Raw genomic sequence first — 23122 nt, 5'->3', positions numbered from 1 at the left:
GGTGGGCCGTCCCTGACGCCTCCTTTCCAGAGAAACCGCCATGCAGAACACACCGCTTTTCATTGGCTTGACGCGCGAAGTCACCTTTGCCGGGCTGCCGATCCTCTACCTCGTCGTGCTGATCGTCATCACCATGCTCGGGTTCATCCTCAGCCAATCCTTTATCTATCTGATCACGGTCAGCAGCGTCGGTTACGCCGCGCTTCGCGGGCTCGCCGCCTATGACCCCAAAATCATCAACGTCTTCATCGCGACCGTGCAGAAGACCCGCATGTCGCCCGAGCTGATGAAGGGCGAAGGGCTGGTCTATCATGCTTGAAGCACCGACCACCCGCGCTACTCGCACAGTTGTCGACAAGAGCGCCAGAAAGGGCGAAAGGCTGGTCAGCGGCCTGCCCTATCTGAGCATCGTCGACGACCGGACGATCATGCTGCGCGACGGCGACCTGATGGCGTCCTTCGCCGTCGAGGGGATCAATGCTGATACCATAGACAACCGCTTCACGGCTGAACTCTGCCATGCCTTCTCTCGCTTCATCGCGCAGCAGCGGGGCGATGTCGCCTACTACGTCCATCGTATTTCGGTGGAGACACGGCCCAGCGCCAAACCTGTCGGCGGCCATCCCTTCAACGAGGAAATCGACAGTCGCTGGCAGGACTATCTGCAGACTGTCGGTCTGCGCGACCGCGTGACGATGGTAACCCTCGTCATCCGCCCGCCAAAGCGCGTCGCGCGGCTGATGAGCCTTCTGGGTACGAAGGACGTCTTCAGCCGCGAGGAAGTAAAGGTGCGGGCGCTGCGCCTGGACCAGATGATCAACACCTGCATGGTTGGCGTCTCCGAGGCCAAACCCCGGCGTCTGTTCGTCCATGATGGAGAGTGGCTGGGCCGGTTGCGTACCGTTGTCGACGGCTCGGACGGACGCCTGGTGCCCGGTGGCAAGTTCACCCCGCTCGCCGATATGCTCGCCAGTTCGAACGTCACCTTTCACGGCAAGTATTTCCACTGCGACAGTCTCGATCAGCCGGGCGGGCGCTACGGCACCATCGTTTCGGTGAAAGACTATCCGACCGATACCTATCCCGGCATTCTGGACCGGTTGAACCTGCCCTACGATACGGTGGTGACGCAGAGCTTCACGCCGATCGACAACATCACCGCGCAAGGCAAGATCTCTCGCGTGCGCAAGCAGATGAAGGCGGCGGAAGACGCGGCCCAGTCTCTGATGGCGCAGCTCGAAGAGGCCGAAGACGACGTAGCGTCGGGCCGTGTGGTGTTTGGCGATCATCATTGCAGTATCGCGCTGTTCTGCCAGAGCGAGGACGAGTTGGAAGATGCCATGGCCCATGTGACGAGGGCCATGCAGGATGCGGGCGCCGCCATCGTCCGTGAAAACTTCTCGTCGCGGGCGGCGTTCTTTGCCCAGCATCCCGGCAATTTCACCTACCGCACCCGTGCCGCGATGATTTCGTCGCAGAATTTCGCCGACCTTTGCGCCATGCACGGCCTGCCCAAGGGCAACCCGCCGGAGAAATGCCCATGGGGCGATGCGGTGACGATCCTTCCGACGGCCAGCGGTGAAACCTTCCGTTTCAATTTCCATCTTGCCGGGCAGCCGGGCCAGCGAACCGTGGGCCATTCACTCGTTCTCGGTCAGACCGGCTCCGGCAAGACGCTCGGTACGGCATTTCTGCTGAGTCAGGCCAACCGGCTGGATGTGCGGACCATCGTTTTCGACAAGGACAACGGTTTCGAAATGGCGATCCGCGCGATGGGCGGGCGCTACTCTTCGGTACGCATGGGCGTCGATACCGGTTTCAACCCGATGCAGGCTGAAGCAGATTCGCGGGGCGCCGCATGGCTCTCCGACTGGTTGAACGCGTTGGCCGAAAACGAGGGCGTGCCTCTCAATCCCATCCAGATTCAGGCGCTGAACGACGCTGTCCAGTCAAACGTCACGGCTGACAAACGCCTTCAGAATTACGAGCAGTTCCGCAGCCAGCTACGGTCCACCGATGATGATGGCGATCTCTACAACCGCCTCGGCCGTTGGGACGAAACAGGCCAGTTCGGATGGCTGTTCGGCGGTAAGGGTTCCGATCCCCTGGCTTTCGATGGCCGCCTGACGGCATTCGATTTGACCGAGATCTTCGACAATGACCGGGTGCGCACGGCTTGGCTCAGTTACGTCTTCCGTCGCATCGAACGGCTGGTCGAGGACGAGCATCCGACGCTCCTGGTGCTCGATGAGGCATGGAAGCTGCTCGATGATCCCTATTTCGAGGCGCGTCTGAAAGACTGGATGCTGACCATGCGAAAGAAGAACGTCGCCGTGGTCCTCATGACGCAGCGCGTCTCGCACATCAAGAACAGCGCCGCCGGTGACGCCATTCTGGAAAGCTCGGTGACGCGGCTGGTCTATCCCAGCTCGTTCAACACCGAGGCGGAGCTGGAGCCGCTTCACCTGACGCCGACTGAGAGCGCCTTCCTGCAGACCAGCAATGTCGACAATCACCTGGTTCTGCTGAAGTCCGGCGCGGACAGCGTGGTGCTGGATTTCGACCTCAGCGCCCTTGGCAAGGGCATCGCTATTCTAGGCGGCGGCCGCGGCGAGAAAGCGCCGGCTGGCTGGCGTGAGCGTGACAATTTTCAAATGGAGATGTTGCAATGAGAACGATCCTGCTTGTGCTCATCGTGGCGGTTGGAGGCCTGGCCGCGTGCCAGTCGGTCCCCGCCGTCCGCAAGAACAATTGCGCCTGCATCTGGGAAGCCCTGGATGGCCAGATCGATGAAAGGGCCATGGCATGAGACAGTCACTTCACGCCGCCATCAGCGGCACCGCCCTCACCTTGATTGCCGCCGCAGCGACGCCGTCCACGGTCCTTGCGCAGGACGTCGTGACGCCGGCAACCGAACCGACGGTTACGGCACCCACCAAGCCGGATGACGCTGATGAGAGCTTCGACGAGAACGCCATCCAGCAATTGATGAAGATCGTCCAGCTCTCACGGTATATCGGCGGCGGTATCGGCCAGATATTCGCCAGCCTGCAAACCCAGCAGGAAATGCTTGAATCCATTCGCGACGCACAGACCGGGCCGAAGGATTTTCCCGATCTCGGCGAGGATACCGGGCGCGAAGGCGGTCTCGGCCTGAAAGAAATGGCCGATGGAGCGATGGGCGGCGCGGTCGAAGGGCCGGAGGCCATGGTCGCCGCTTTCGAGAAGTTCCGCGAGAACTATTATCTGGAAGACGCATTCGCGCTTCAGGACGATGAACTGCCGAGCAAGAAGATGGTCGCCCGGCTGTCATCCCAGGGCGCCATCGCGGCCTCGACGGCCGAAGCCTCCTACAAGCGGGCCAATGCCGGCATGGAACGGCTCGATGGATATGCGACCGCACTGGCGGCGAGCGAGGATCTGAAGACCAGTATCGACATCAACACCCGCGTGATGATCGAGGTCGCCCAACAGATCAACGAGACGTTGCGGACGCAGGCCGCACTGGCCTCGGTTGCCGGCGGCTTTTTCATGATGCTGGGTGGGGAGGTCGGCCAGGACGACACCTTCATCGATATGAAGACCTTCAACCGGTGAACGTGTCATGGGCGTGATCTCCGATCTTGGCAATGTCATCGAAGAAGAGCTGAGGGAGTATGTTCAGCTGATCTTCGAAGGCGTGGCCGATCCCATCCGGAATGCACTGCAGATCGTGGCGCTTGTTGCGCTGCTGTTCATCGCCATCAACTCGCTCGTGCAGTTCAGGACGATCAATTATTCGGAATACCTGAAATGGGGGTTGCGATATATTCTGATCTACTCTTTCGCGACCATATGGGCCAATTTCGAAGGCATCTACACCATTCTGGTTGAAGTGCCGGACGACTATGCGGGCTTGATGATCGAGGCCGTGGCGCTGCATATCCGCACCCTGCGCACCGACGTGCTCGATCCGGCGATCATCCAGTCTGCCGACAACAAGACCTATGCGGCGATGGACGAGTTCGCCCATGCCATCGTCTGGATCGCCTATGATTTCCTGCGCGATACGTCCATCCTCGATATCGGCAAATCGATCCGCAACGTTTTCACCGGCGCGCTGATCCTCATTATCGGTGGCATTTTCACCGCCGCCTCGGCAATCATCGTGCTGATCGGTCGGATCGGCTTCATCATTTCCATCAGTCTGGCGCCGCTGGCGCTCTGCATGCTGATGGCCGAGCAGACGCGGCAATATTTCGAGAGCTGGACCCGCTTCGTCATGGGCTTCGTGGTCATCCCGCTGCTGACGGCGGCTTTGATGGCGATCGTCCTCTACATTGCCGGCGAGATCCTCACGGCATCCGACGCAAGCAGCCTGCACAAGACGCGTTATTTCGGCTTCCTCTTCGTCATGATCGCGGCGCTGGTGCTGCTCTTCATGATCCCGACGATGGCAAGTTCCCTGGCGTCTTCATCGGTCGCCGCCGTGGGTGCGGGCGCAGCTTTTGCCGCAGCCACAATGGTCCAGCGTAACACCATGCGTACCTTGGCCATGAGCCGGTCGACGATCAGCCGCACCAGAGATGGCGCTGGCGCGGCGAACCGCGCCAGGAAGGCAGGCGCCAGCGGATATTCCATTGCCCGATCGGCGGTCAATTCCATGCGCCAGAGCGCCAGTCAGCGTGCCCAGCGGCGCGACGACCGGCTGGCGAAAAACATCAAGGGCAGCGAGGGGCGAAGGGTCAGTCCAGAACGCCGTCATCTGGAAGCGACCGGCGGTTCCGGTGGTCGTGGCGGGTCCGGCGGGCGGTCGGGCAAATCCGGCGAAACACCGGAGCAGCAGAATCTGAACCGCAGTTAAAGAGTGATCGCGAGGCCGGCGAGCCGTCTGCTTGCCGGCGCCAACAGGAACATAGCCATGAGTGACACAACACCTACGCCACATGCTTTCGAGGACGAAGTCTTCTTCACCTTGCGCCAGCAGCGAAACAGTTGGGCGCGGATCGCTCTCGGATCGATGGTCCTGGCGGTTCTCGCTCTGGTAAGCGTGCTCGTCATGCTGCCGCTCAGCGAAGAGCGCCCCTATGTCGTGATGGTCGACAAGACAACGGGCGAAGCGGAAAAGATCGTCCAGGTCCGGCCTGCCTCGCTGGAGCAGCAGGATGCCGTGCTGCAGGCCGAACTGGTCTCCTATGTCGTCGATCGCGAAACCTACGATCCCGCCGACAATTCGGTCCGCATTCCCGATGTCATGAAGCGCTCCACCGACAATGCCGCCGAGACGCTGGCGGCAATCTGGAATTCGGGATCGCGCCAATATCCGCCCGACGTCTATGGCGGGGATGTGCGGGTGCGCGTGGTCGTGAAGTCGATCTCTCAGACACCGTCCTCCAAGCGCGGCAACGCTGATCTGGCACGGGTGCGCATCACCAAGCTGCGCGAGGAAAAAGGCAAGCCGACCGCGACGCGCAGCTTCGTGGCGACACTGGGCTATGAGTTCGAGCCGCAGGAAGAGGCGACGCTCGAATCCGTTTGGAAGAACCCGCTCGGCTTCAAGGTTCTTTCCTACCGCATCGACGCGGAGACTGCCGACCAATGATTTTCAAACAAAAATTTCGAGGTTTTGTCATGTTTTTCAAGAGATTGCTTATTCTTCTGTGTGCCGGGTTCTGCCTGGTAGGGCCTGTTCAGGCCGAGCAGACGCCGATCGCCTCGCAGACTGATAGCCGTATCAAGCGCTACGTCTATGACGAGAACAATGTCTATCGTCTCGACCTCTATCTGAAGTCGATCACCGCAGTGCAGTTCGACACCGGCGAGGTGGTGGAATCGATCATCATCGGCGACAGCGCATCGTGGGAGATCACAAAGCTGAATGCCGGCAACGTGGTCAGCATCAAGCCGATCGTCCCGAATGCACTGACCAATATGACGGTCTATACCGACCGCCGCGTCTACACGTTCGAATTGCATTGCGCCGGCGAGATCGAGCCCGGCGAGGTGGCGCGCCAGTCGTTCCGAACGATCTTTAGCTATCCCGGCGAGGAAGCGGAGTTTGACGAGAGCCTCGCCGTCGACGGGCCGGTCGACAACAATTATCTGGTCTCCGGTTTCGCACCGTTCCGGCCTATCGCCGTCCAGGACAACACGCTTCAGACCACATTTCTGCTGCCCAAGGGCGCCCCTCGCCCGGCCATCTTCAAGGTGGGGCCGGACAAGAGTGAGGAACTTGTGAATTCTCGAACCGATGGGGGCAGCATCGTCGTCGACGGGACGTCCGACTATTGGGTTTTGCGGATCGGCGATGAGTCCGTCTGCATCGGCAAGGCCGGCGTTATCCGACAGAGCAAGGCGGTCGTCCGCGCCGCGCCTGCGCCGCACCCCCGCAAGGCCGGAGCCCATAAGAGCCAGGCCGCCGGCGAAAGCGACGCCGGGTTCTTCACGAAGCTTCTGAGAGGAGGTCGCCATGCAGGATGATCGGAACCACGGCGATGGCGACCACACCGATAACGACCCGCATGACGAGGTCGATGAGGCTGCGGCGCTTGAGGCGCGGCAGGAGGAAAGCAGGGAGCGTGAGGCATTGCTGGAAGAGCGCCGCGCCCGGCAGACGGGCAAGGGGCGCAAACGCAGCGTTCCGCTTTCCATGGCGCTCGCTTTGTTGGGAGGTGCGCTGGCTCTGTTCATGCTTCTGGTCGGGCCGACCCGTACGCTTCAAATCTTCGGCATTCTGGAACGCGACGACCCGGCCCTCACCTCGCGGGTTGGCCTTGGGGTCGACAGGCAAGTCGAAGAGGACATCCGGCTTGATTTCAACGTTCCGGCGCCGCCGGAGGAGGTAGAGGATAAAACCGATCCGAATGCAGCGTTGAAAACGCAACTCGCCGCTCTTCAGAAAGAGTTGGAAGCGCTTCAGAACAAGAAGAATCCAGGCCTTTCCAAGGATGAGCTGAAAAAGGCGATGGATCGCTACACCGCCAAGATGAATGCCAAGCTCGATGACGAACGGGAGCGGATGAAGCGGGAGAACGATCGCCTGCGCGCCGCTGCTGCCCAGGCCGAAGAGGAACGTCGCCGCGCCATGGAAGAGGCCAAGCGGCAGTTGGAAATGATGAAAGACGCGCAATCGCTGGAAGAAGAGCAGAGAACGTCCTCTGGGGTGATCGTTGACGATGGCGTCAAGCCTCCGAGACACGGACCGCGCATTTCAGGTGACGCCTCCGAACGCATTCTCAATCAGAACGAGCAGTTTCTGGCGTCCGCTGCCGATAGCGTGACGGAAACATCCCTGTCGCAGCCGCTCGCTGATCCCTCCCGCACGATCGTGCAGGGCACCATCATCTCGGCTGTTCTGGAAACAGCGATCAATACGGAACTGCCGGGCAATATCCGCGCTCAGGTGATGGAGCCGGTCTTCTCCTTCGATGGCCGCCGTATTCTGATGCCGGCGGGCACGGTCCTGGTCGGCCAGTTCAACAATGAGGTTCAACTGGAACAGAAACGGGTGCTGATCGCCTGGAACCGCGCCATCACGCCCAAGGGTCAGTCGATCGCCCTCGGCTCGACCGGGGCGGACAAGCTCGGCCGCTCTGGCACGGCGGGCAATGTCGACAACCGTTATATGAAAAAGATTGGTGCTGCCGTTCTGGTCAGCGCCATTGGCGCGGTGCCCTCAGCGCTCGGCTCCATTGGCGGCAATTCGTCCTCCAGCAGCGGCACGACGATCAATATTGGTGGCGGTGGTGGCGGCCAGAGCGGAGGTGGACAGATGATCGCGTCGGTCGGTGGCGCAATCGCCGAACAGGGCAAGGGGTTCCTGGAAAAGTTCCTCAACCTGCCGCCAATCATCCGCATCCCGCAGGGCGAGGAGATCCGCGTCTTCGTCAACCGTGATCTGGTGTTCCGATGAACGTCCATGCGCCCCGCGGCGAACTCTCCTATGTTGAGCAGTATCTGAGTCCGCTCCGCGACTATCTGACCGACGACAAGGTCAACGAGCTTGTGATCAATCCCGACGGTTCGATCTTCATCGAGGCGGCCGGGGCGGTCCACATGCATCAGATCGATGTCGAGCTGCCCCCTCACGCGATCAAGAGGCTGGGCGCGCAGCTTGCGGGAGAGACGCGCAACACTCTCGGCGCGCTGCATCCCATCGTATCGGGCCGCGTCATGGTCTGGGGTCAGCCGCAGCGCGTACAGGTGGTCATCGAACCAGCCATCGAACACGGCGTGTCGCTTTCGATCCGCAAATATCTGACGCAGACGCTCGACAGCAAGCAGATCGTCTTCGTCGATGGCGGCCAGATCAAGGTTGAAGACGAGCGACAGGCCCGCCACCGCGCTATCGCCGATATGGCCGAGCGTGGCGACCTTCAGGGGCTGTTCCGTCAGGCCATCGATGAGCGCTTCAACATTCTGATTTCCGGCGGCACGTCGTCGGGTAAGACAACGGTGGCGCGTGCCCTGATCGCGATGAGCGATCTGGACGAGCGGATCATCACGATCGAGGATGCCCAGGAGCTGTTCCCGCCACATAAGAACCAGGTCGGGCTGATCTCCGAACGCAAGGAGAAGTCAGAGCGCCTGCCCTCCAAATTGCTGGAAAGCTGCCTTCGCATGCGGCCCGACCGCATCATCGTCGGAGAGATCCGCGGCATGGAAGCCTATGACTTTCTGGAAGCGATCAATACCGGCCATCCAGGCGCGATCACGACGATCCACGCCGACAGTCCCAATCTTGCCTTTGACCGCCTCGCGCTGATGGTGATGCGCTCCGGCGTGCGGATGTCGCACAAGGAGATCATCCATTACGCCAAGCGGACGATCGACCTCGTGGTGCAGGTCGGGCGTCGAGAGGGCCGCCGGGGCGTCCTCGAGATCTATCTTCCATCGCAGAATATGGACGACTGATCCTGAAGAGGCCAGGGAAATTGAAGAGGCCATCGCAGCATTTGAGGCTGAAGATCCCGATGATGCGATCGGTCATTGCGATCGCGAGGGGAACGATCTGAGACCTCGGGGCCAGGTCGAAGCCAGTTTGCGCGTCAGTCTGCCATCACCGGCCAGCGCTCTGGCTGCGTTCGCGAGAGCGATCGCTTTCGGAGCGGTCGTGAGCGGTGTTTCCTACTTCCGGCTCACTTTCGGTCGAGAAGGCATCATCGCTGAGGTCGAGGCGTTCTGGCGCGCCGGTCATCGCCATGAGCCGGTCATGGGTCAGTTGGCCGGGCTCAGCCCAGTCGCGCATGATCCTGCGCTGCTCATCCGTTGGGTCATCGACGCCGATAAGAGCCAGGTCGAGGTCGACCCGCTCGTTTTGACGATTGGGTGACGAAGAGCGCCGTTCACCCTCCTCACGGACAGGTGAAGGAGATCGCGATGCTTCCGACGCGGTGCTGATGTCCGCCTGATCGTCCTGTAGGGCCGGCTCCGGACGGGAACCGGCGGAGAGCCGTCGAACCTGACGGGGACGTCCTGTTTCGCTATCATCGCGGCTCAGCTTGCGCTTGTTCGGTTCATCGCCGGTTTTTTGCTCCAGGCGGTTGAAGAAGTCTTCACCCACCACGCTCCTTATTTCATGTTTCCTTGCGTCAATCGCCCGCGACTGCTCGGCAAGCCTGTCGGCCATATCGGGCATAGAAGGGTCGATCCTCCGCCCATCGGCATGAATGGATTCGTTATTCCTCACTCCCGATCGCAGATTGTTTTGCATTGCGTCCATGTCGAGAAGAAGATGCGGAATTTCACCCGCCTCCCATTTTTCCAGCCTGCTTCCATGGTTCTCACTCAGATTTCGGTTGAGGGTTTCGGCTATTCTTTGGCACCGTTCCTGGCCAAGGAAGCTGTCATCGCCGGTCCTGATCTTCCGGCGGTCTTCTTCCGTCTTCGGCAGATAGGTCTCGAGACAATTTAACTGGCCGCGCCGCGCCCTGATTGCTGCCGGACCCGGACAGACATGATCATCGATCGAGGAGCTGACTCTCTCGAAGCTCGATCGCACTTGGTCTGAAAAGCCACTGGCCTTTTTGTATGCCTCCGTGGCGATCATTTCCTTGCCGAAACCGATGAGCCGCTGCTCTGCCCGATCCGCCACGAGGCGCGCCAATCTGGCTTCATTATCGAGATCCTCGAAATAGGTATTTACGATTTGCGCGTTGCGGTCGCTTCGTTCGCGTCCAGGGTCCAGGTGTTTTGTCCGTTCGTCGAAGCGTCTCAGAATATTGTCGCCCCAATTGTCCTTCCACTCCCCGATCTGTTTATCGGAGAGAGCCAGCGTCTTTCGCAGTTCCAATAAGGCCTCTTGTTTTTTAGTTCGGAATTGGGCCGCTTTATCCCCATCGGAACAGCGCATTGGACTAAGATCCTTGACATAATCTTGCAGACTACCGGCGAAGCGATTTTGCGCTTCGGCCAGTGATGAAAGATCAGCGCCCGAAAAATTCTTCTTCAAGTTATGGCCAAGCTGATGGTTCAAGGATTGCGCGGTCGAATGCCACCGCTCATCATCAAAGTCATCGGCCGCGCCTATTGCATTCAAAAGCGTTTCGCGCGCCTTCACGCTTTGGTGTCCAGGCGCGATATGCTGATCGATGCCATGTAAAAGAAGATCATGGTTCGACTTTAAATCATCCAGAAAACCCAACGGTTTGTCGCGATAGGCTTCATGCGCGATGACGTCGTCCTTGAATTCGAGAAAGCGTTGCTGAGCAGCCGTTTCGAACTGGCTTGCCTCCAACGAATTCGTGGTTTGTAAACGCCTGATAGTGCGAAGCCTGGCGGTCTTGCTTAGCGTTTCAAAAAACTCCCGCGTCGCCTCCTGGGCATTTTCGTAATCGCTCATGGCGTCGTCCTTTCGGGTTTATTCGGATGACCGGCAGGTCAGGAATGTTCCAGCGACTGTCCGTCCTGGCGCTGTTGAAGCGCGATGATCCGCTCCAACAATTTCCGTTGCTCGGCCTGGGCGGGCGTCTCCGGTTGTTCGGTAGTCGCATCCACACCGCCGCTTCCGCCTTCGCCTCCGACTTGCGGCGCGCTCGGGTTGGCGGCATCGCCCGTCGCGTGCGCCTGTTCCGCAGCACCAGCTGCCGCTGCGTTACGGATATTCTGATCGAACTGCGCGGCCGCGGCCTGCTGCTGCACCGCAGCCGCATCTGCGGTGCGGCTGCGGCGAATATCCTCTTCCGGGGCGCCCTGTTCCGCGGGATCGAACTCGTCGGCCTCGGTTTCATCGATTGCCGCATCGAAATCATCGTCGTCGTCGATAATTTCCTCATCGCCCCGCGGCCCGGCCTCTTTCTGCTCCTTGAGCAGGACGGGCGGCGCCTTCCCGGCGGTCAGCGGAATCGGGTCGGGCTGCGGCAGCGGCCCTTCCTGTCCTTCGAAGAGCGGCTTGAGATAGCGATCGGCGTAGTATTTGACCTTATGCATCTTCATCGGCGGCTGGCCTTTCACCAGCACGATCTGCATATCGTCTTCCAGAAGCCTGACCTGTTCGGGTCGCAGAAGCGGCGAGCCCTGGTCGGATTTCTGGATGTTGGAATCGAAGAACTCCTTGTGACTGTAGGAGACGGTCTTGTTTGTGAAGGTGTATTCGCCGATGGCTTTGGAGATGTATTCCGGCGTTTCGTCATCGGCCGTGGCCATGAAGACCTGCACGCCGGTATTGGACAGGAAGTTCTCCTTGCCAGCCTGCTCATAGGCGCCGGTCAGCGCCGACAGGCTCTGGATGATGAACATGAACCGGCCCTTATAGCCGGCAATCGTCGTGACGGCGGTTTCAATGGCATCGAGCTGGCCGAGATGCTTGAACTCGTCGAGCAGGAATAAGACCTCGAAAACCTCGTCATCGCCTGGCATGGTCCGCTGGAGGATGGAGACGATCTGCTGGAAGAAGAGCCGCACCAGCGGGGCGATTACTTCCAGATCGTTCGGGCTGACGCAAAGATAGATCGAGGTCGGATCGCGGCGTAGATCGTAGATCGAGAAATCGGAACGGCTGGTGGCGTTCTTGATGAGCGGATCGGCCCATAGGTTGAGCCCGCCATCGCCGAGAACCGAGGTGTAGGAGGTGATGATCTTGGTGTCGTTACCCGCCATATTGTCGAAGATGCGCGTCACCTCGGCGATGTTGCTCTCTTCGGCGAGCTGGGCGAACAGTTTGTATTTCTCGCCGGGCTGGGCGTAGAGGTCATAAACGGCGCCGATGGTCGGATTGCCGCGTTCGATGCAGGCCAGCACGCCGGCGACGAACAGATCGCGGGCGCCATCGATAAAGCCTTCCGAACCCTTGCCTTTCGCCGCAATCAGATTGTTCGCCAGCCGTCGCGCTTCGGAAAAGCGCCGCTCCGGGGGAACGCGAACGATGTCGAGAACAGGATTGTAGCAATGGGTCAGGCCATCCGGGTCCATGGGAGAGAATTTGAAGATACGGTCGCCGCGCTTCTTGCGGGCTCGCGATGTCAGTTCGAACAGTTCGCCCTTGACGTCGAGAGCCAGGACGGATCCATCGAAGGTGAGGAGCGTCGGAATGACCACGCCGACGCCCTTGCCCGCGCGCGTCGGCGCGACCACCAGGCTATGGGGCTGTTCGCCATTGGTGAGATAAAGGCCGGGCGTCCGCGGTCCTTTCGTCTTGCCGAAGATCGGTCCCGATATTTTGCGATAGGGCCGTAGATATTTCAGCCGTCGCATCTCGCCGAAGCCCGCCCAGCGGGCCGTACCGAAATGTTTGGGTTTGAAGGAAAGCGCCGCAGTCACGGCGAGAAGCACCACGCTTGTGGCGCCCATCAGGCCGAGCCCCCAATAGAACTGGCGGGTCGTAAAACCGAGATAGAACGGCGTTTCGTACCAGAAGGCCAGAAGGTCGAGTTCCGCAAGCCCGGCCATGCCACCACCATTGGCCAGGGTTACATAGATCGACGCGACCAGCCACCCGACCGGAAGAGAGAAGATCAGGGCGAAAAGGAGGGTGGAGAAGATTTTGCCGTTGGCGTTCATCCTGTTTCCCTTCAGATACCTATCGAGGATTGCCGTGACCGGCTGCGGTCGGTCCGTCCCGGTTCTGCCGGTTCGGTAGCGACGCGCTCTTCCCGGCCGCCATAGTCGCTCTCCGACCAGGAGATGAGGCCTTCGCTTTCGGAAGAATTGTCCTGTTCTCGACCGACCTGCCGCACTCTCTCGCGCGGCTCCACACCGATCGCTGAGGCGGCTTCGACCGAGACGGGATCGCCGAAATGAAGTGTCGCGGCATAGGTTCGGTAGCCGCCGCTCTCCATGCGGATCATCGTGCGATCCGGTCCGAACGTCTCGATGACCGAGCGTCCCTTGAGGTTTCGTCCGACCGTCGCGCTGTCATACGGGATCAGGCGGCCATCTCCGCTATTGATCAGAGCCGGCGGGCCTGCTGGCGCATCGGATGACTGACCGGCAAAGCAGGGCGGCAGACCGGCTCGCCGAATACGCGCACGGCCTGCCTCCCCGGTCTGCTTAAGAAGTTCACCGCCGGGCAGAACGGTATGACCGTCCAGAGCCTTGAACAGAAGATCGCAGCTCCTGTCGCCTCTGATCATCGCCCGTGTCTGCGCGTGTCGCGGAAACTTCTCGACCACTTTTCGTGTCGTGAAATATTCGCCCCCGAATTTGAGATAGGCGGATTTCAGCGCGGTGCGAACGAGAGGTGCCGCTAGCCTTGTCGAAGCCCGTTGTCGGATGCGCTTGCGTGGAGGAGACTGCGCGTCATCCGCTGAGCTTTCGGCTACCGCCGCGGGGCTAGAGACGAATGCTTCCCTTTTGCGCTTTCCGCCAGGCAGGGGGCGCGTCCGATTATGCTGTTCGTCGGCAGATGATGTGTCGGTGCTGAACCCCTCCCCGGGATTCCATTCATGCAGCCTAACATCGCGCCCGATCAGCGTCTTTTGCTCGGTCGTCAGCGATTTGTCGTTCTCGGGGTCGAGCACGAAGGCAAGGGTGGCGAAATTGCCTGTCCCTCCGCGCTGGTTGTGGTTCTGGACAAGGATTGCCGTATCCGGCTGAGAGGCAATCCTGTGACCGGTGATCAGCTGGAACATCTCTCCGTCGAGATAGATACGGGGATTTTTGGGATCGGCGACGAGAAGGGACGGCCCCCTTTCTTCCGGATCGGTTTGCATCTCGTCGGGTATGGCGAGTGCTTCGTTTGCGCGTCGGGAATAGTGCTCATCCCGGTAGGTCTCCTGCCCCAGCCATTCCAGCGTCGAGGGTTTGACCAGCGACTTGCCGTTTCGTGCCCGCATGAGCACGCCGCCCTCGTAAGGATTGTTGGGTCTGCCGCCGGTCTCTCTCGCCGTTTTCAGGGCTAGATCGTATGTCTCGCCGGCGACATAGGCGACACGGTCGCGTCGCAGCAGAAGGTTCGGCAATTGGTATGGATTAGTGGTCTTCAGAAATTCATCATAAAGAGAGCTCGCCGAACTGCTGGATAGGGTATTGAGGTTGTAGTAGGTATGGTCCTCGCCCTTCAGCCAAACGTTGCGGTCTCCCCGCTCTGCGCCGATCTCATCGATACTGAGCGGATGGAAATCGGGCCTCAATTTGGGATAGATTGCGAGATATGCGCCGTCAGCAGATCGCATCAAAACGTCGGGATTGTCCTGTCCCGACTGCAAAGGGTTCCTGAATTTCTTGCGCTGCCATCGGCTGCCGGCAGGCGTGTCGAGATAATCGCTCCAATTCTGGGCCTTGCCAAAGCGTTGAGTGCTGACCCCATATTTGGCCATTTGCTCGGCGAATATCTTATCGCGCCGCGCCTGGCGCTGTCCGCGTGGGACGGATTTGCCGATCTTTATGGAACGATAGACCTCCTCCCTCGTCCGGTAGTTTTCGTCCTCATCGCGGAGAAGTAGAGATCGTTCGTCCATCTCTTCGGGGGTTGGAGCGTGACCGTATTTCTCTGCGAACTGCTGTCGGGTCAGAAAGATCATCTCGTCGGGGCGGCCGTCCGGCGCGCCATCGCTGATCAGAACATCATCATTGAAACTCTCGATGGGTAGAACGTCGTGAACGAGCATCTGACGCGTTGGTTTCGGACCAGCATCATTGGACTCGACGTTTCTCGGTTCGATCGACCTTTCGGGCCGGGTCGGGGCATCTCGGTCCGGGTCTGTCACGAAAGAGTCCACGACCAGCTGTGGCTCCGGCGAGGCATAGGGCGGGGTCTCCGCAAACCGGGATCGAACTCGCGGCCGCGCCGAGAGAGGCACATGGGCGCGTTCCCAGGCGGTCTCGTATCCCTCTCCCTCACTCTCGGGAGCAGTGTGATAAACATCCTCGGCGCTGGGCCTATCATCATCTGCCATATTGCGCGTCCTTTTACCGAACATGGGTGCGTGAGCGCTCGTCGAGGCCGCGATCGCGCGCGATGTCGGACGGAGACCTCTCATGATCGTTCAGATCCGGTCGGCTGTGCTCTCGGCGCGTGGCGGTTGGTTGGGTGGCCTGGCGCTCGGTCGATGGTCCGCCTTCGAGGGCGTTTTGATGCGTCGAACGGCGTTCCTCTGCACGCTCCTTTAGCTGCTTGACCGGCGGCTGTTCGCCGCCACGCGGCCGATGATCCTCGAGCGAAGCGCCTCCTCGGGCGAAACCGGTGGTGCGATCGTTGTCGCGCCCTTCCCGCAGCAAACGGCTGGCCGTAAACAGGCCGGCCTGTCGCCGCTGCTCCATCTGCTGCTGGAGCGTGCGCACCGTGCCCGGTCGAGGCAGACGGCGTGGCTTAATTGGCGGCCGGGGCTTGATCGGCTGTTTCGGTTGAGATGGAGATATGGCTCCTGCCGCCCGTGTCCGGGTCGTGTTTGATCCGGCGGCCACAGCGGTTTCGCCTAACCGACGCACCCTGATCGCACCACGCCGAACCGAAGGCGGCATGGGCGGCGGCGGCGTGACAGCACCGGCATAGTTTAGCGCGGTTCTCAGCATCTCTCAGCCGCCAACTTCTACGCGCGCCCGCGCTGCGGACGCGCATCCAGTGTCGTGTCGTTGGCAATCTGGGTGGGCAACGCCTTGCCACGGCCCGGCCGTGGCGTGTCTTCAACCGGTCCGTCATCGTCGCTGTCGGACACATAGCCGTCCTTATCACGACCGGTCGTTCCACCGTCCCTCCTGGCTTGGTCCGAATTTGAAGAGCCGGATCCGAGAAAGTCCAATTCTTCGGCGGTCAAGTCGACTTCCGGCGCTTTTGGCGTTTCGTTTTTGGCCGCTCTTCCGGGATCGGCTTTTCTGCCGCGAGCGACATCCCTATCCGCAGATTTCTCGTCTCGCGCGACGGCAGCGGTTCCCGGTCGGTTGACCGCTTCCCGGATCGTCTGTTTGAAGGTTCGCGCCGCGTCTTTCTCGCCGTCCTGTTTTTCGAGCGCGCCGTTAGCGATCGATCTGATCGCCCCGCGCTGAACGAGCACTCGCTTCTCTCCGAACGCTTCGACAAGGGATTTGTCGCCACGCGCCGCAACGATTTCCGGATGATCCTGTCCGAGAAGACGTCCGTCTCGTGTATCGATGAGGATTTCGGGCTTCTTCCCTTTGAAAGTGCGTTGGCCGACAGACCTGTCGATCCCCGCCTCCTTGGTCCTCTCGTCCAGAACCGGTTTCAGCGTCTCCTTGCTCTCCATATAGCTGGCAGTCATCAGTAGATTGCCGTTCTTGTTGCTGAAGGCGATGTCGACAGACGCGTCGCCCGCTTTCATCTTCTTTATGAAATCGCTGTTCGGCTGCTCCTTCTCGATCAACCTGGTGTCGCGGTAGACATTATTTTCGACGCGGGCGTAGGCAGGCGCGAATGAAGAAGGCTCGCGCGATTGCGTGTCTATCAGTTTGGGCGGCCTCTCCGGGGGCCGCTCGGTCGGGCCGCGCCGTGGAAGGACCGGGGGGTCGTGGGGCGCATATGTGGGCGCTCCCGCCGGACCATTAAGTCGAGCCGTGGTTTGCGGCGAGACTTCGGGCAGTCCTTTGGCTCGAAGCAGAGAATTTATGTGGTCGAGCGATGTGTCTTGGGGGGACGGCGCGTATGCATCACGCTGACGCGGCAGCATTTTCTCAAGTTCGTCTTCTGTGGCCTTTGGCCGGGCACCATGATCGTCGCCTTTCTGAACCTCGGGAGACACGGATTCCTTAAAACCGGTTCTTTGGTGATCGGCCGAGTAGGCCGCACTGAAATCCTGTCTTTTAAGGACGGGAATGCGCGAATGACGAAGTCCGGTCGGTCGGCCTGTTGGTAGCTCGGCCGCTCCGTCACGCGGCGGTGGCACTCTGAACGTTCGGCGCGAGGTCGACGAAAAATTTGAACGGTTCGATGCAAGCGAATTTACCCTTCGCTCCGCCAAGGAGGCGTGAGGAAAGGAATTTCGCCCGAGCGTCTGGCTGGAAAGGCTGGACGATCTCGTCGGGCTTCTGAAATTCCATCCGTCGTCGAATGCCCGGCCGTTATCGCGGCCTCTTTGGCTATCGCGGACCTTAACGCCCAGGACTTTGACCTTTACGTCTTTGGTATTTCCGCCGCCCTCATAATTGACGGTCCTGCTTGCAAGGAAACCGAAAGAGCGCTTTCTCGAGCGTAGCTGGCCATCTGGATCCAGCCTGTATTTGCTTTCATAGAGCCCCACGCGGCGACCGGTATGTGTCTTATCCATGCGATGGCCATGATCATCGAGCTGCGACTCGTAGGATTTTCGGTAAAGGCCGCGCAAATGAGAAATATCCGTCCGGGAGCGCGTCTCGCCGCTTCCTTCGACCATTCTGATGTTTTTTGAGAACGTCGATGTGCTGCGCATCTGCGGCGTGACGCGGCCATCTTCTTCGATGCGGTAGAGCGACTGTTTCCGTCCGTTGACGACGTAAAGGTCGCGCGAGCCGTCTGAATTTTGCCGTCCGAGTTCGCGCGAATAGTTGCCACTACGGAACGATTGCTCCTGAAATATTCCGTTCTCGTCTTGTTGCCATTCCTCGGAATAGCGGTCGCTATAGTCGCCCTGTTTGAGGGAATACAGCGTTCGATCCTCTGGATTGTTCGGATCGACGAGAAAAGTGCGCTGGCTGTAGCCGTGGCGATCGCTGACATCCAGCGCCATCTCGATCTTTCCGGCGTGAGATGGGTCGATCTTCTGACGCTTACAATCGTCTTCGGACAATGGGCTGCTGGCGATGAACAGCCTGGTTTCCGTGGACCCGTGTCGCTCGGTCAGATTGAGGTTGCCCTTTTTGTCGAAGGAAGCTTCGCGGCTTATTCGGCGGGAAAGTCCTGATCGCTGCGTTTTGAGCTCGATCGGGCTATTGAAATAGTCCGGGTCGGCCATCGCCGCGTATTGTTCGAAATCGCGCGAAGCGTTTCTTGTAACCTGCTGCGTTCGCGCGTCGATCATAGCACTCACCGTGCTGGCACGTCGGTCGGTGCTGGATTTGTACCGCGCGGGTCTGGATTTGAGCTCGACCATCGGAAATTCCTTCTCTGGTTCGATGAACGGGAGAGCTGAAAGCGAGGAGCGAACCTTCCACTTCCGATACCGCCGTCCCGTTCACGCTCTGGCTCAACTGTTGGAGAGCATCTTGTTGCCGTTACACGCTGACGACGCTGGATTCCCTTGAGCGCTCATCGAGCCCGACCTTTCTCGCCGCGTCTTTTCCGGGGCGCTGTATGTCACGAATATTATTGTGCTTTGCGGCGCCTTCCCGCGCCTCCACACCCGCGACATTGGCAATATGCTGGCTGATCGCCCGGTCCTTGCTGTCCATCAGTTTGTCCAGAGAGGTGGTCGCGCCATATTTACCGGACGGAACCTGTATCCGGTCCGGCGTGTAGACCTCCGTCAGCTTACGACCATTCAAACCTTCGACGCGTTCATGGTTGACCTGCGCCGTCGATTCCTTGCCGTCCGGATCGACAACGAAAAGCTTGTCGCGTTCTTTGGATGACAACTCGCTGGCTTGAACGTGATCCTTCTCAAAAAGTTTTTTCGACAAAACACCGCTGAACTTCGCATCGATTTCTTTGTAGCGGGCCGGTTGCTTGTCTTTGAGATAGGACGGCGTCCAATTGCTGTCCCGCGCCGAGTTGGACACGTACAGGCGGACGTTTTCCGTGCCTGTGCCTTTTTCGCCAAGTGAGCCGTTTCTCAGCGCATGGCCGATGGCGTGGTTTGCATGTTTGCCATTGATGAAAGGTGCGGCGTCAATTCGTTTTGCGGCGTAGTAGACCTTGTCACCGACCTTTGAAGGTATCTGAAGTGTCACATCCGGCAGCGGTCTTTCACGCACAGCACCGGTTTGCAAACCGACCCGCGTTTTGGCGTAATTAGCTCCGTATTCCTTCGCTAGATCGTCGACATGTTGGGGCTGGCCTCGCTCCGAAACCACCCAGATATCGGCGCTCTTCTGCGCACGTATGTCATCCAGCGATTTGCCAGCCAGATCCTGGTCCTTCTTGCCGTGGCTGGCCCAGACTTGCCCGTCTTGGTCACGATAGATGAGCTTTGGCAGATATTTGCCATTCTGCCTCGGATTCTTCCAGTTCGAGGCTTGTTGCTGAGGACCATTGGGCGTTTCGTAGACTGGAGCACTATTATTATGGTCGATCCCGCTCATCGAACGTGGCGAGAGATCGGCGGCCTCCATCTTTCCTTCCCAAAGTTTCTTGAGATCGGCGTCAAGCTCCTTGGCTTCGCGCGTTGCCTGTTCATAGGCCACGCCTTTTGTGACGAAGCTTTTGCTCATTTTGCCTTCATCGGGCAGCAGAACGCATTCCTTGCTGAGATCGATGTCGGCGCTCACTTCGCTACGGGGAATGAGCCTCACGCGAAAGTCGTCATCTTTCGCCATGGGGTCCGCCACCCATTGATTGTCATAGAGGTGGGACCGGGAGGACGTTTCCGCATTGGCCGCTTCCAGTGCCTCATCGAGATCGCCTAAGTCGATCCCATCATCGTCGGAGATGTTGGAAGCAGCGCTGTTTTGTTCAGCAAGATCAGATTCGTACTGAAGCGGTGATGCAGGGTCGTATTCTTCACCATCGAACATATCACCATTTTCGGAACCGATGGAAGCGATGCTGTTTCGCCGACCGAGATTATTCTCGCTCTGAAGCTGTGCCGAAGGACCATATTCTTCGCTATCGTACATTTCATCATCTGGAGCCATAATATCACCTGTAAATAAATATTAGAAAAGGTCTTTGAAATTCTTCTATGGGTTGGGAGAGATCTCGCCGGCCTCGAGCCAAGCCTCGTACTCGGCCAGTGCGGTGGAGATGTCCTCATCGATTATGGCTCGTAATGTCGGGCCGTAATCGCTCCAGTCGTTGGTCGGTTCTGGCGGCCTTTGAGCGGCGACCTTGCGCAATCCGTGACTGACAGGCTGAGGCTGAGCCAGGTCCTTGAGAGCGGCGGCATTGTGTTTTGTCTGGTCTGTCATGAGAGAAGCCTTCTCGTTGCATTTGATTGGGGTTTGCTGTTCGGCCGATCAGGAGGTGCGAATGTTCCGTTTGCCGCCGTCGCCGAATAAGCGTTCGGCGGGCCCCGGTGTCGGCGCCATCCATTCGAGCTCAGCCGATGCCGCATCAACAGCGTCGATATTCGGACTGTGCTGGAGGTCGCTGTTCGAAAATGGCTGGATGCACTCGTATGCCGCCAAAGGAAGTTCGACCGGGCCGGGCGTTCGTTTAATGGGCCTGCCGTTTGTCTCAGTTTTATACATTGTGTCTCGTCCTCTTCTGCTTTGGTCGTTGAGTTGAAACGGTCGCTCAGCGCTCGCGATGTCCGCCATCGTCTCGCGTTTTGTCCCGGTGTTCGCGACGGGCTTTGGTGTCGCGCAGGTCCATCTGGTGGGTGCCTTCCCGCTCCGGCTGTGGTTGCCTGCTCGGATCGGCTGCTGCGTCACCATCCTGTGCGTTTCGGCGTGCACGCTTGGCCGGCTGCTGAGCCTGGAGTTCATCCTTGCCAGCTTTTCGCTTTTGCGGACGTTCGATATCGCGCAACTCCATGGGGTGATTGCCACCCCGTCGCGATTTCGGCGTGGCAATGCGGCGTTCCTGCCGAACCTCTGCAGCGCTCATCTCTACGGGATGGCCTGACGCGTTGCCGTCGCCAATTCCTTTGCCACGCTTCCGTTGCGCGCCGCCGGTTTCCGTCTGCGGGACGGAATGACTATCCGGTGCGGGCGGATCACTGACCGGTGCGTTGCTGGGGCCAGCCTCGGCCGCTTCGACCCGGCCGCCAGTGCGCACGCGCTTGGCTTTAGGCTGATTTTTATCTTCATTCTCTGCCGCCCGGCGCTTGCGACGGGCTTCGGTGTCTCGAAACTGCCAGGATGGACCGGTTGCTGGCTCTGCATTCCGGCTCACAGAACGCTCCTGCTGTCTGCGGTCGCCGTCGTTTACGCTCTCTCTTTGCTGCGACATCTCGGAACCGCCGACGTCGAGATCATCATTGCCATCTTCCTCGTCGGTGACGTTGTAGAGGCTGTCGAAGCTGGGGCGTCTGCGCCGCCGCGGACGGGGCGGTGGCGGATTGCCGTGATCGTCATTGTCGCTGCTGCCGTCGGACCCGCCACCTCCAGCGTTATGGCCGTCATCGTGATCGTCGCCAGGCGGAAGTCCGCCGCCGTCATCCTGGTCTGCTTCATGGGCTGGAGGAGGTGTACAACCGCGCTGGAGATCCTCGGCGGTGCGTTCGTCGGTCCGGCCGCGTCGTGGCGGCGCATTGGCAGGCCCTTCTCCACCATTCTCGTTCACGTCTGGGAGGGGTGTGTAGGCGCCGGCATCCTGCATGGCGTCCTCGAGTGTGTCTTCGTCACCCGGATCCATGCCGACCCTGTTGCGGGCATCCCCTTGGGCTGCCCGGCGTTCGGCTTCGAGGCGGTTGTGCTCTTCCAACGTAATAGGCCGCTGCATGATCGTCCGCTCCTGACGGCGATATTCGGCATAAGTCATCGGCCGTTCATGGATGCCGCGTTCGGCCCGCGAGGTCGCTTCCAACTCGATCCCGCAATCAAAGGCCGCGTCGACCAGAACCTTCCGCATGTTATCGTAATTGAACCATGCATCCCGCTTCGAGATCTTCAGCCAGTCGCCGTGGGTCGAGCGCCTATTGACGGTTATATGAAGGTGCGGGTGTGGCTTGTTTGTGTGAAAGGCGGTCCGATAGTCGTATTCATTGGCGTGGCTGTCCTGCTGGGGACCGAACATACGGTTCGCCCAGCCCCTCGCCGCGGCGAATGCGCGCTGGCGATAGATTTCCATCTGAACCGGATCGTCCGGGTCATCGGGTGGGGCGAAACTGACGACAAGATGGGTCGTCAGATCCTGCCCCGCGCGATGCGGATCATGCTCGTTGCCTGTCTGCGCTTCCCAGCTCGCCGCGTCAGCGGCAAAGCGGTTGCGCGGAACGGTCACGCCCTGATGGCGATCCGAGCACTGTAGATCGACTGCGCCATACTGCGTCAGATAGTTCCATTGGTCTTTGATTTGCCCTGCCGTCTTCGCCCCTCCATTGGGCACGACCCTTACGATCGCTTGCGGCATTGGGATTTAGCCTCCCGGTTCTATGGCCTGAGATATGAGGGCATGCCGGTTCATCCGAGCATCGCCTTTTGCAGCATCAATCGGCCATCCACGCGGCGGCGCGACAGGTTCAGAATTGAGCGGAGCAGCGCATCGAGCTGCACGAATTCGTGGCCGAAAGCGGCCCTAAGCGTCGCCAGGCGGTTCAGATCAGTTTTGCCGTGTTTGCGACAAACATTGTCGATGTCATTCAGAGCGCGGGCGATGTCGCCGATCTGGTCGGTGATATCCTGCAGCAATTGGCGTGTCTGTTCGTCCGTTTCGAGAAAGCCGCCGATCCGCCTTGCGGCAACGCGCATCGCCATATTGTTCGACAGGCCGAGTGCCTTTGCCTGAAGCGACAGACATTCATATTCGGCCGCGCGCAGTCGCACGCTCACAACCTTATAGGCGTTGGGGTCGGTTCCGGAGCCGGCGACTTTCGGCGCGGCGTTGCCGGTGGAGGCCGGTGTTGAGAACAAAAGATCGGTGGAAACGTCGTGCCCGTTGGCGTTCATGGCAAAACTCATCAAATAAAGGGCGCGGTCAAAAAACGAGAAAAACGTGCGCGCTGTAAAATAAATAATAGTC

The 23122-nt window shown here is 59.6% G+C and carries 20 protein-coding genes; 10 read left to right on the top strand and 10 right to left on the bottom strand.

Going from position 1 to position 23122, the window contains the following annotated elements; genetic code table 11:
• Positions 1-40: 40 nt before the first annotated feature.
• From D8780_RS14920 to virB11, 9 genes are read left to right on the top strand one after another with little or no spacing between them, the layout of a single operon-like run.
• Positions 41-319, top strand: coding sequence for a VirB3 family type IV secretion system protein (locus tag D8780_RS14920; protein WP_121646670.1), 279 nt, complete (start codon positions 41-43; stop codon positions 317-319).
• Complete coding sequence (locus D8780_RS14915) at positions 312-2672, top strand: VirB4 family type IV secretion/conjugal transfer ATPase (RefSeq protein ID WP_121646669.1); 2361 nt, start codon at positions 312-314, stop codon at positions 2670-2672. Before D8780_RS14920 ends, D8780_RS14915 begins: the two co-directional genes overlap by 8 nt.
• Complete coding sequence (locus D8780_RS15780) at positions 2669-2809, top strand: hypothetical protein (protein ID WP_158598524.1); 141 nt, start codon at positions 2669-2671, stop codon at positions 2807-2809. Before D8780_RS14915 ends, D8780_RS15780 begins: the two co-directional genes overlap by 4 nt.
• Entirely contained in the window at positions 2806-3597 is a 792-nt protein-coding gene (locus D8780_RS14910; RefSeq protein ID WP_121646668.1) for a type IV secretion system protein, read from the top strand. Before D8780_RS15780 ends, D8780_RS14910 begins: the two co-directional genes overlap by 4 nt.
• Positions 3598-3604: 7 nt before the next feature.
• Entirely contained in the window at positions 3605-4843 is a 1239-nt protein-coding gene (locus tag D8780_RS14905) for a TrbL/VirB6 family protein (RefSeq protein WP_121646667.1), read from the top strand.
• Positions 4844-4900: 57 nt separating this feature from the next.
• The gene (locus tag D8780_RS14900; RefSeq protein WP_121646666.1) at positions 4901-5581 is read left to right on the top strand and encodes a VirB8 family type IV secretion system protein; all 681 of its coding nucleotides are present in this window, start codon (positions 4901-4903) and stop codon (positions 5579-5581) included.
• A 29-nt stretch (positions 5582-5610) separates the two neighbouring features.
• Positions 5611-6459, top strand: a complete 849-nt coding sequence (locus D8780_RS14895) for a TrbG/VirB9 family P-type conjugative transfer protein (RefSeq protein WP_245412427.1) — start codon at positions 5611-5613, stop codon at positions 6457-6459.
• Positions 6449-7891: a TraB/TrbI/VirB10 family type IV secretion system protein gene (locus tag D8780_RS14890; RefSeq protein WP_245412426.1), complete on the top strand. Its 1443-nt coding sequence runs from the start codon at positions 6449-6451 to the stop codon at positions 7889-7891. Before D8780_RS14895 ends, D8780_RS14890 begins: the two co-directional genes overlap by 11 nt.
• Positions 7888-8892 (top strand): P-type DNA transfer ATPase VirB11, encoded by a 1005-nt coding sequence (gene virB11, locus D8780_RS14885; RefSeq protein ID WP_121646664.1) that lies wholly within the window; start codon positions 7888-7890, stop codon positions 8890-8892. Before D8780_RS14890 ends, virB11 begins: the two co-directional genes overlap by 4 nt.
• 145 nt (positions 8893-9037) lie before the next feature.
• On the opposite strand, the gene D8780_RS14880 is transcribed toward virB11, so the two are convergent.
• The 4 genes from D8780_RS14880 to D8780_RS14865 are packed head-to-tail and all read right to left on the bottom strand — an operon-like array spanning position 9038 to position 15696.
• The gene (locus D8780_RS14880; RefSeq protein ID WP_121646663.1) at positions 9038-10819 is read right to left on the bottom strand and encodes a hypothetical protein; all 1782 of its coding nucleotides are present in this window, start codon (positions 10817-10819) and stop codon (positions 9038-9040) included.
• Between the two features lie 38 nt (positions 10820-10857).
• Positions 10858-12975 carry a type IV secretion system ATPase VirD4 gene (gene virD4 / locus D8780_RS14875; RefSeq protein ID WP_121646662.1) on the bottom strand — a complete coding sequence of 706 codons (2118 nt, stop codon included), beginning with the start codon at positions 12973-12975 and terminating at the stop codon, positions 10858-10860.
• Between the two features lie 11 nt (positions 12976-12986).
• The gene (locus D8780_RS14870; RefSeq protein WP_147440336.1) at positions 12987-15311 is read right to left on the bottom strand and encodes a hypothetical protein; all 2325 of its coding nucleotides are present in this window, start codon (positions 15309-15311) and stop codon (positions 12987-12989) included.
• 13 nt (positions 15312-15324) lie between these two features.
• Positions 15325-15696 carry a hypothetical protein gene (locus D8780_RS14865; protein WP_147440335.1) on the bottom strand — a complete coding sequence of 124 codons (372 nt, stop codon included), beginning with the start codon at positions 15694-15696 and terminating at the stop codon, positions 15325-15327.
• 76 nt (positions 15697-15772) lie between these two features.
• On the opposite strand from D8780_RS14865, the gene D8780_RS16025 reads away from it, so the two are divergent.
• On the top strand, positions 15773-15907 hold the full coding sequence (locus tag D8780_RS16025; RefSeq protein ID WP_281004584.1) for a hypothetical protein: 135 nt from the start codon (positions 15773-15775) through the stop codon (positions 15905-15907).
• Between the two features lie 37 nt (positions 15908-15944).
• Here D8780_RS16025 and D8780_RS14860 read toward each other — a convergent pair whose 3' ends face one another.
• The 6 genes from D8780_RS14860 to D8780_RS14835 form a co-directional block, all read right to left on the bottom strand.
• Entirely contained in the window at positions 15945-18434 is a 2490-nt protein-coding gene (locus tag D8780_RS14860; RefSeq protein WP_121646659.1) for a hypothetical protein, read from the bottom strand.
• Between the two features lie 121 nt (positions 18435-18555).
• The gene (locus D8780_RS14855; protein WP_147440334.1) at positions 18556-20013 is read right to left on the bottom strand and encodes a hypothetical protein; all 1458 of its coding nucleotides are present in this window, start codon (positions 20011-20013) and stop codon (positions 18556-18558) included.
• Between the two features lie 165 nt (positions 20014-20178).
• Entirely contained in the window at positions 20179-20406 is a 228-nt protein-coding gene (locus D8780_RS14850; RefSeq protein WP_121646657.1) for a hypothetical protein, read from the bottom strand.
• A gap of 48 nt (positions 20407-20454) precedes the next feature.
• Positions 20455-20688 (bottom strand): hypothetical protein, encoded by a 234-nt coding sequence (locus D8780_RS14845; protein WP_121646656.1) that lies wholly within the window; start codon positions 20686-20688, stop codon positions 20455-20457.
• A gap of 46 nt (positions 20689-20734) precedes the next feature.
• Positions 20735-22513, bottom strand: coding sequence for a relaxase/mobilization nuclease domain-containing protein (locus D8780_RS14840; RefSeq protein ID WP_121646655.1), 1779 nt, complete (start codon positions 22511-22513; stop codon positions 20735-20737).
• 50 nt (positions 22514-22563) lie between these two features.
• Positions 22564-23049, bottom strand: a complete 486-nt coding sequence (locus tag D8780_RS14835; protein WP_158598523.1) for a DNA mobilization endonuclease VirD1/MobC family subunit — start codon at positions 23047-23049, stop codon at positions 22564-22566.
• Between the last annotated feature and the right edge of the window lie 73 nt (positions 23050-23122).

The organism is Notoacmeibacter ruber, from assembly GCF_003668555.1.
Lineage (GTDB): Bacteria > Pseudomonadota > Alphaproteobacteria > Rhizobiales > Rhizobiaceae > Notoacmeibacter > Notoacmeibacter ruber.
The sequence above is the reverse complement of the archived record's forward strand: the minus strand, read 5'-3'. Positions and strand labels throughout refer to the sequence as shown.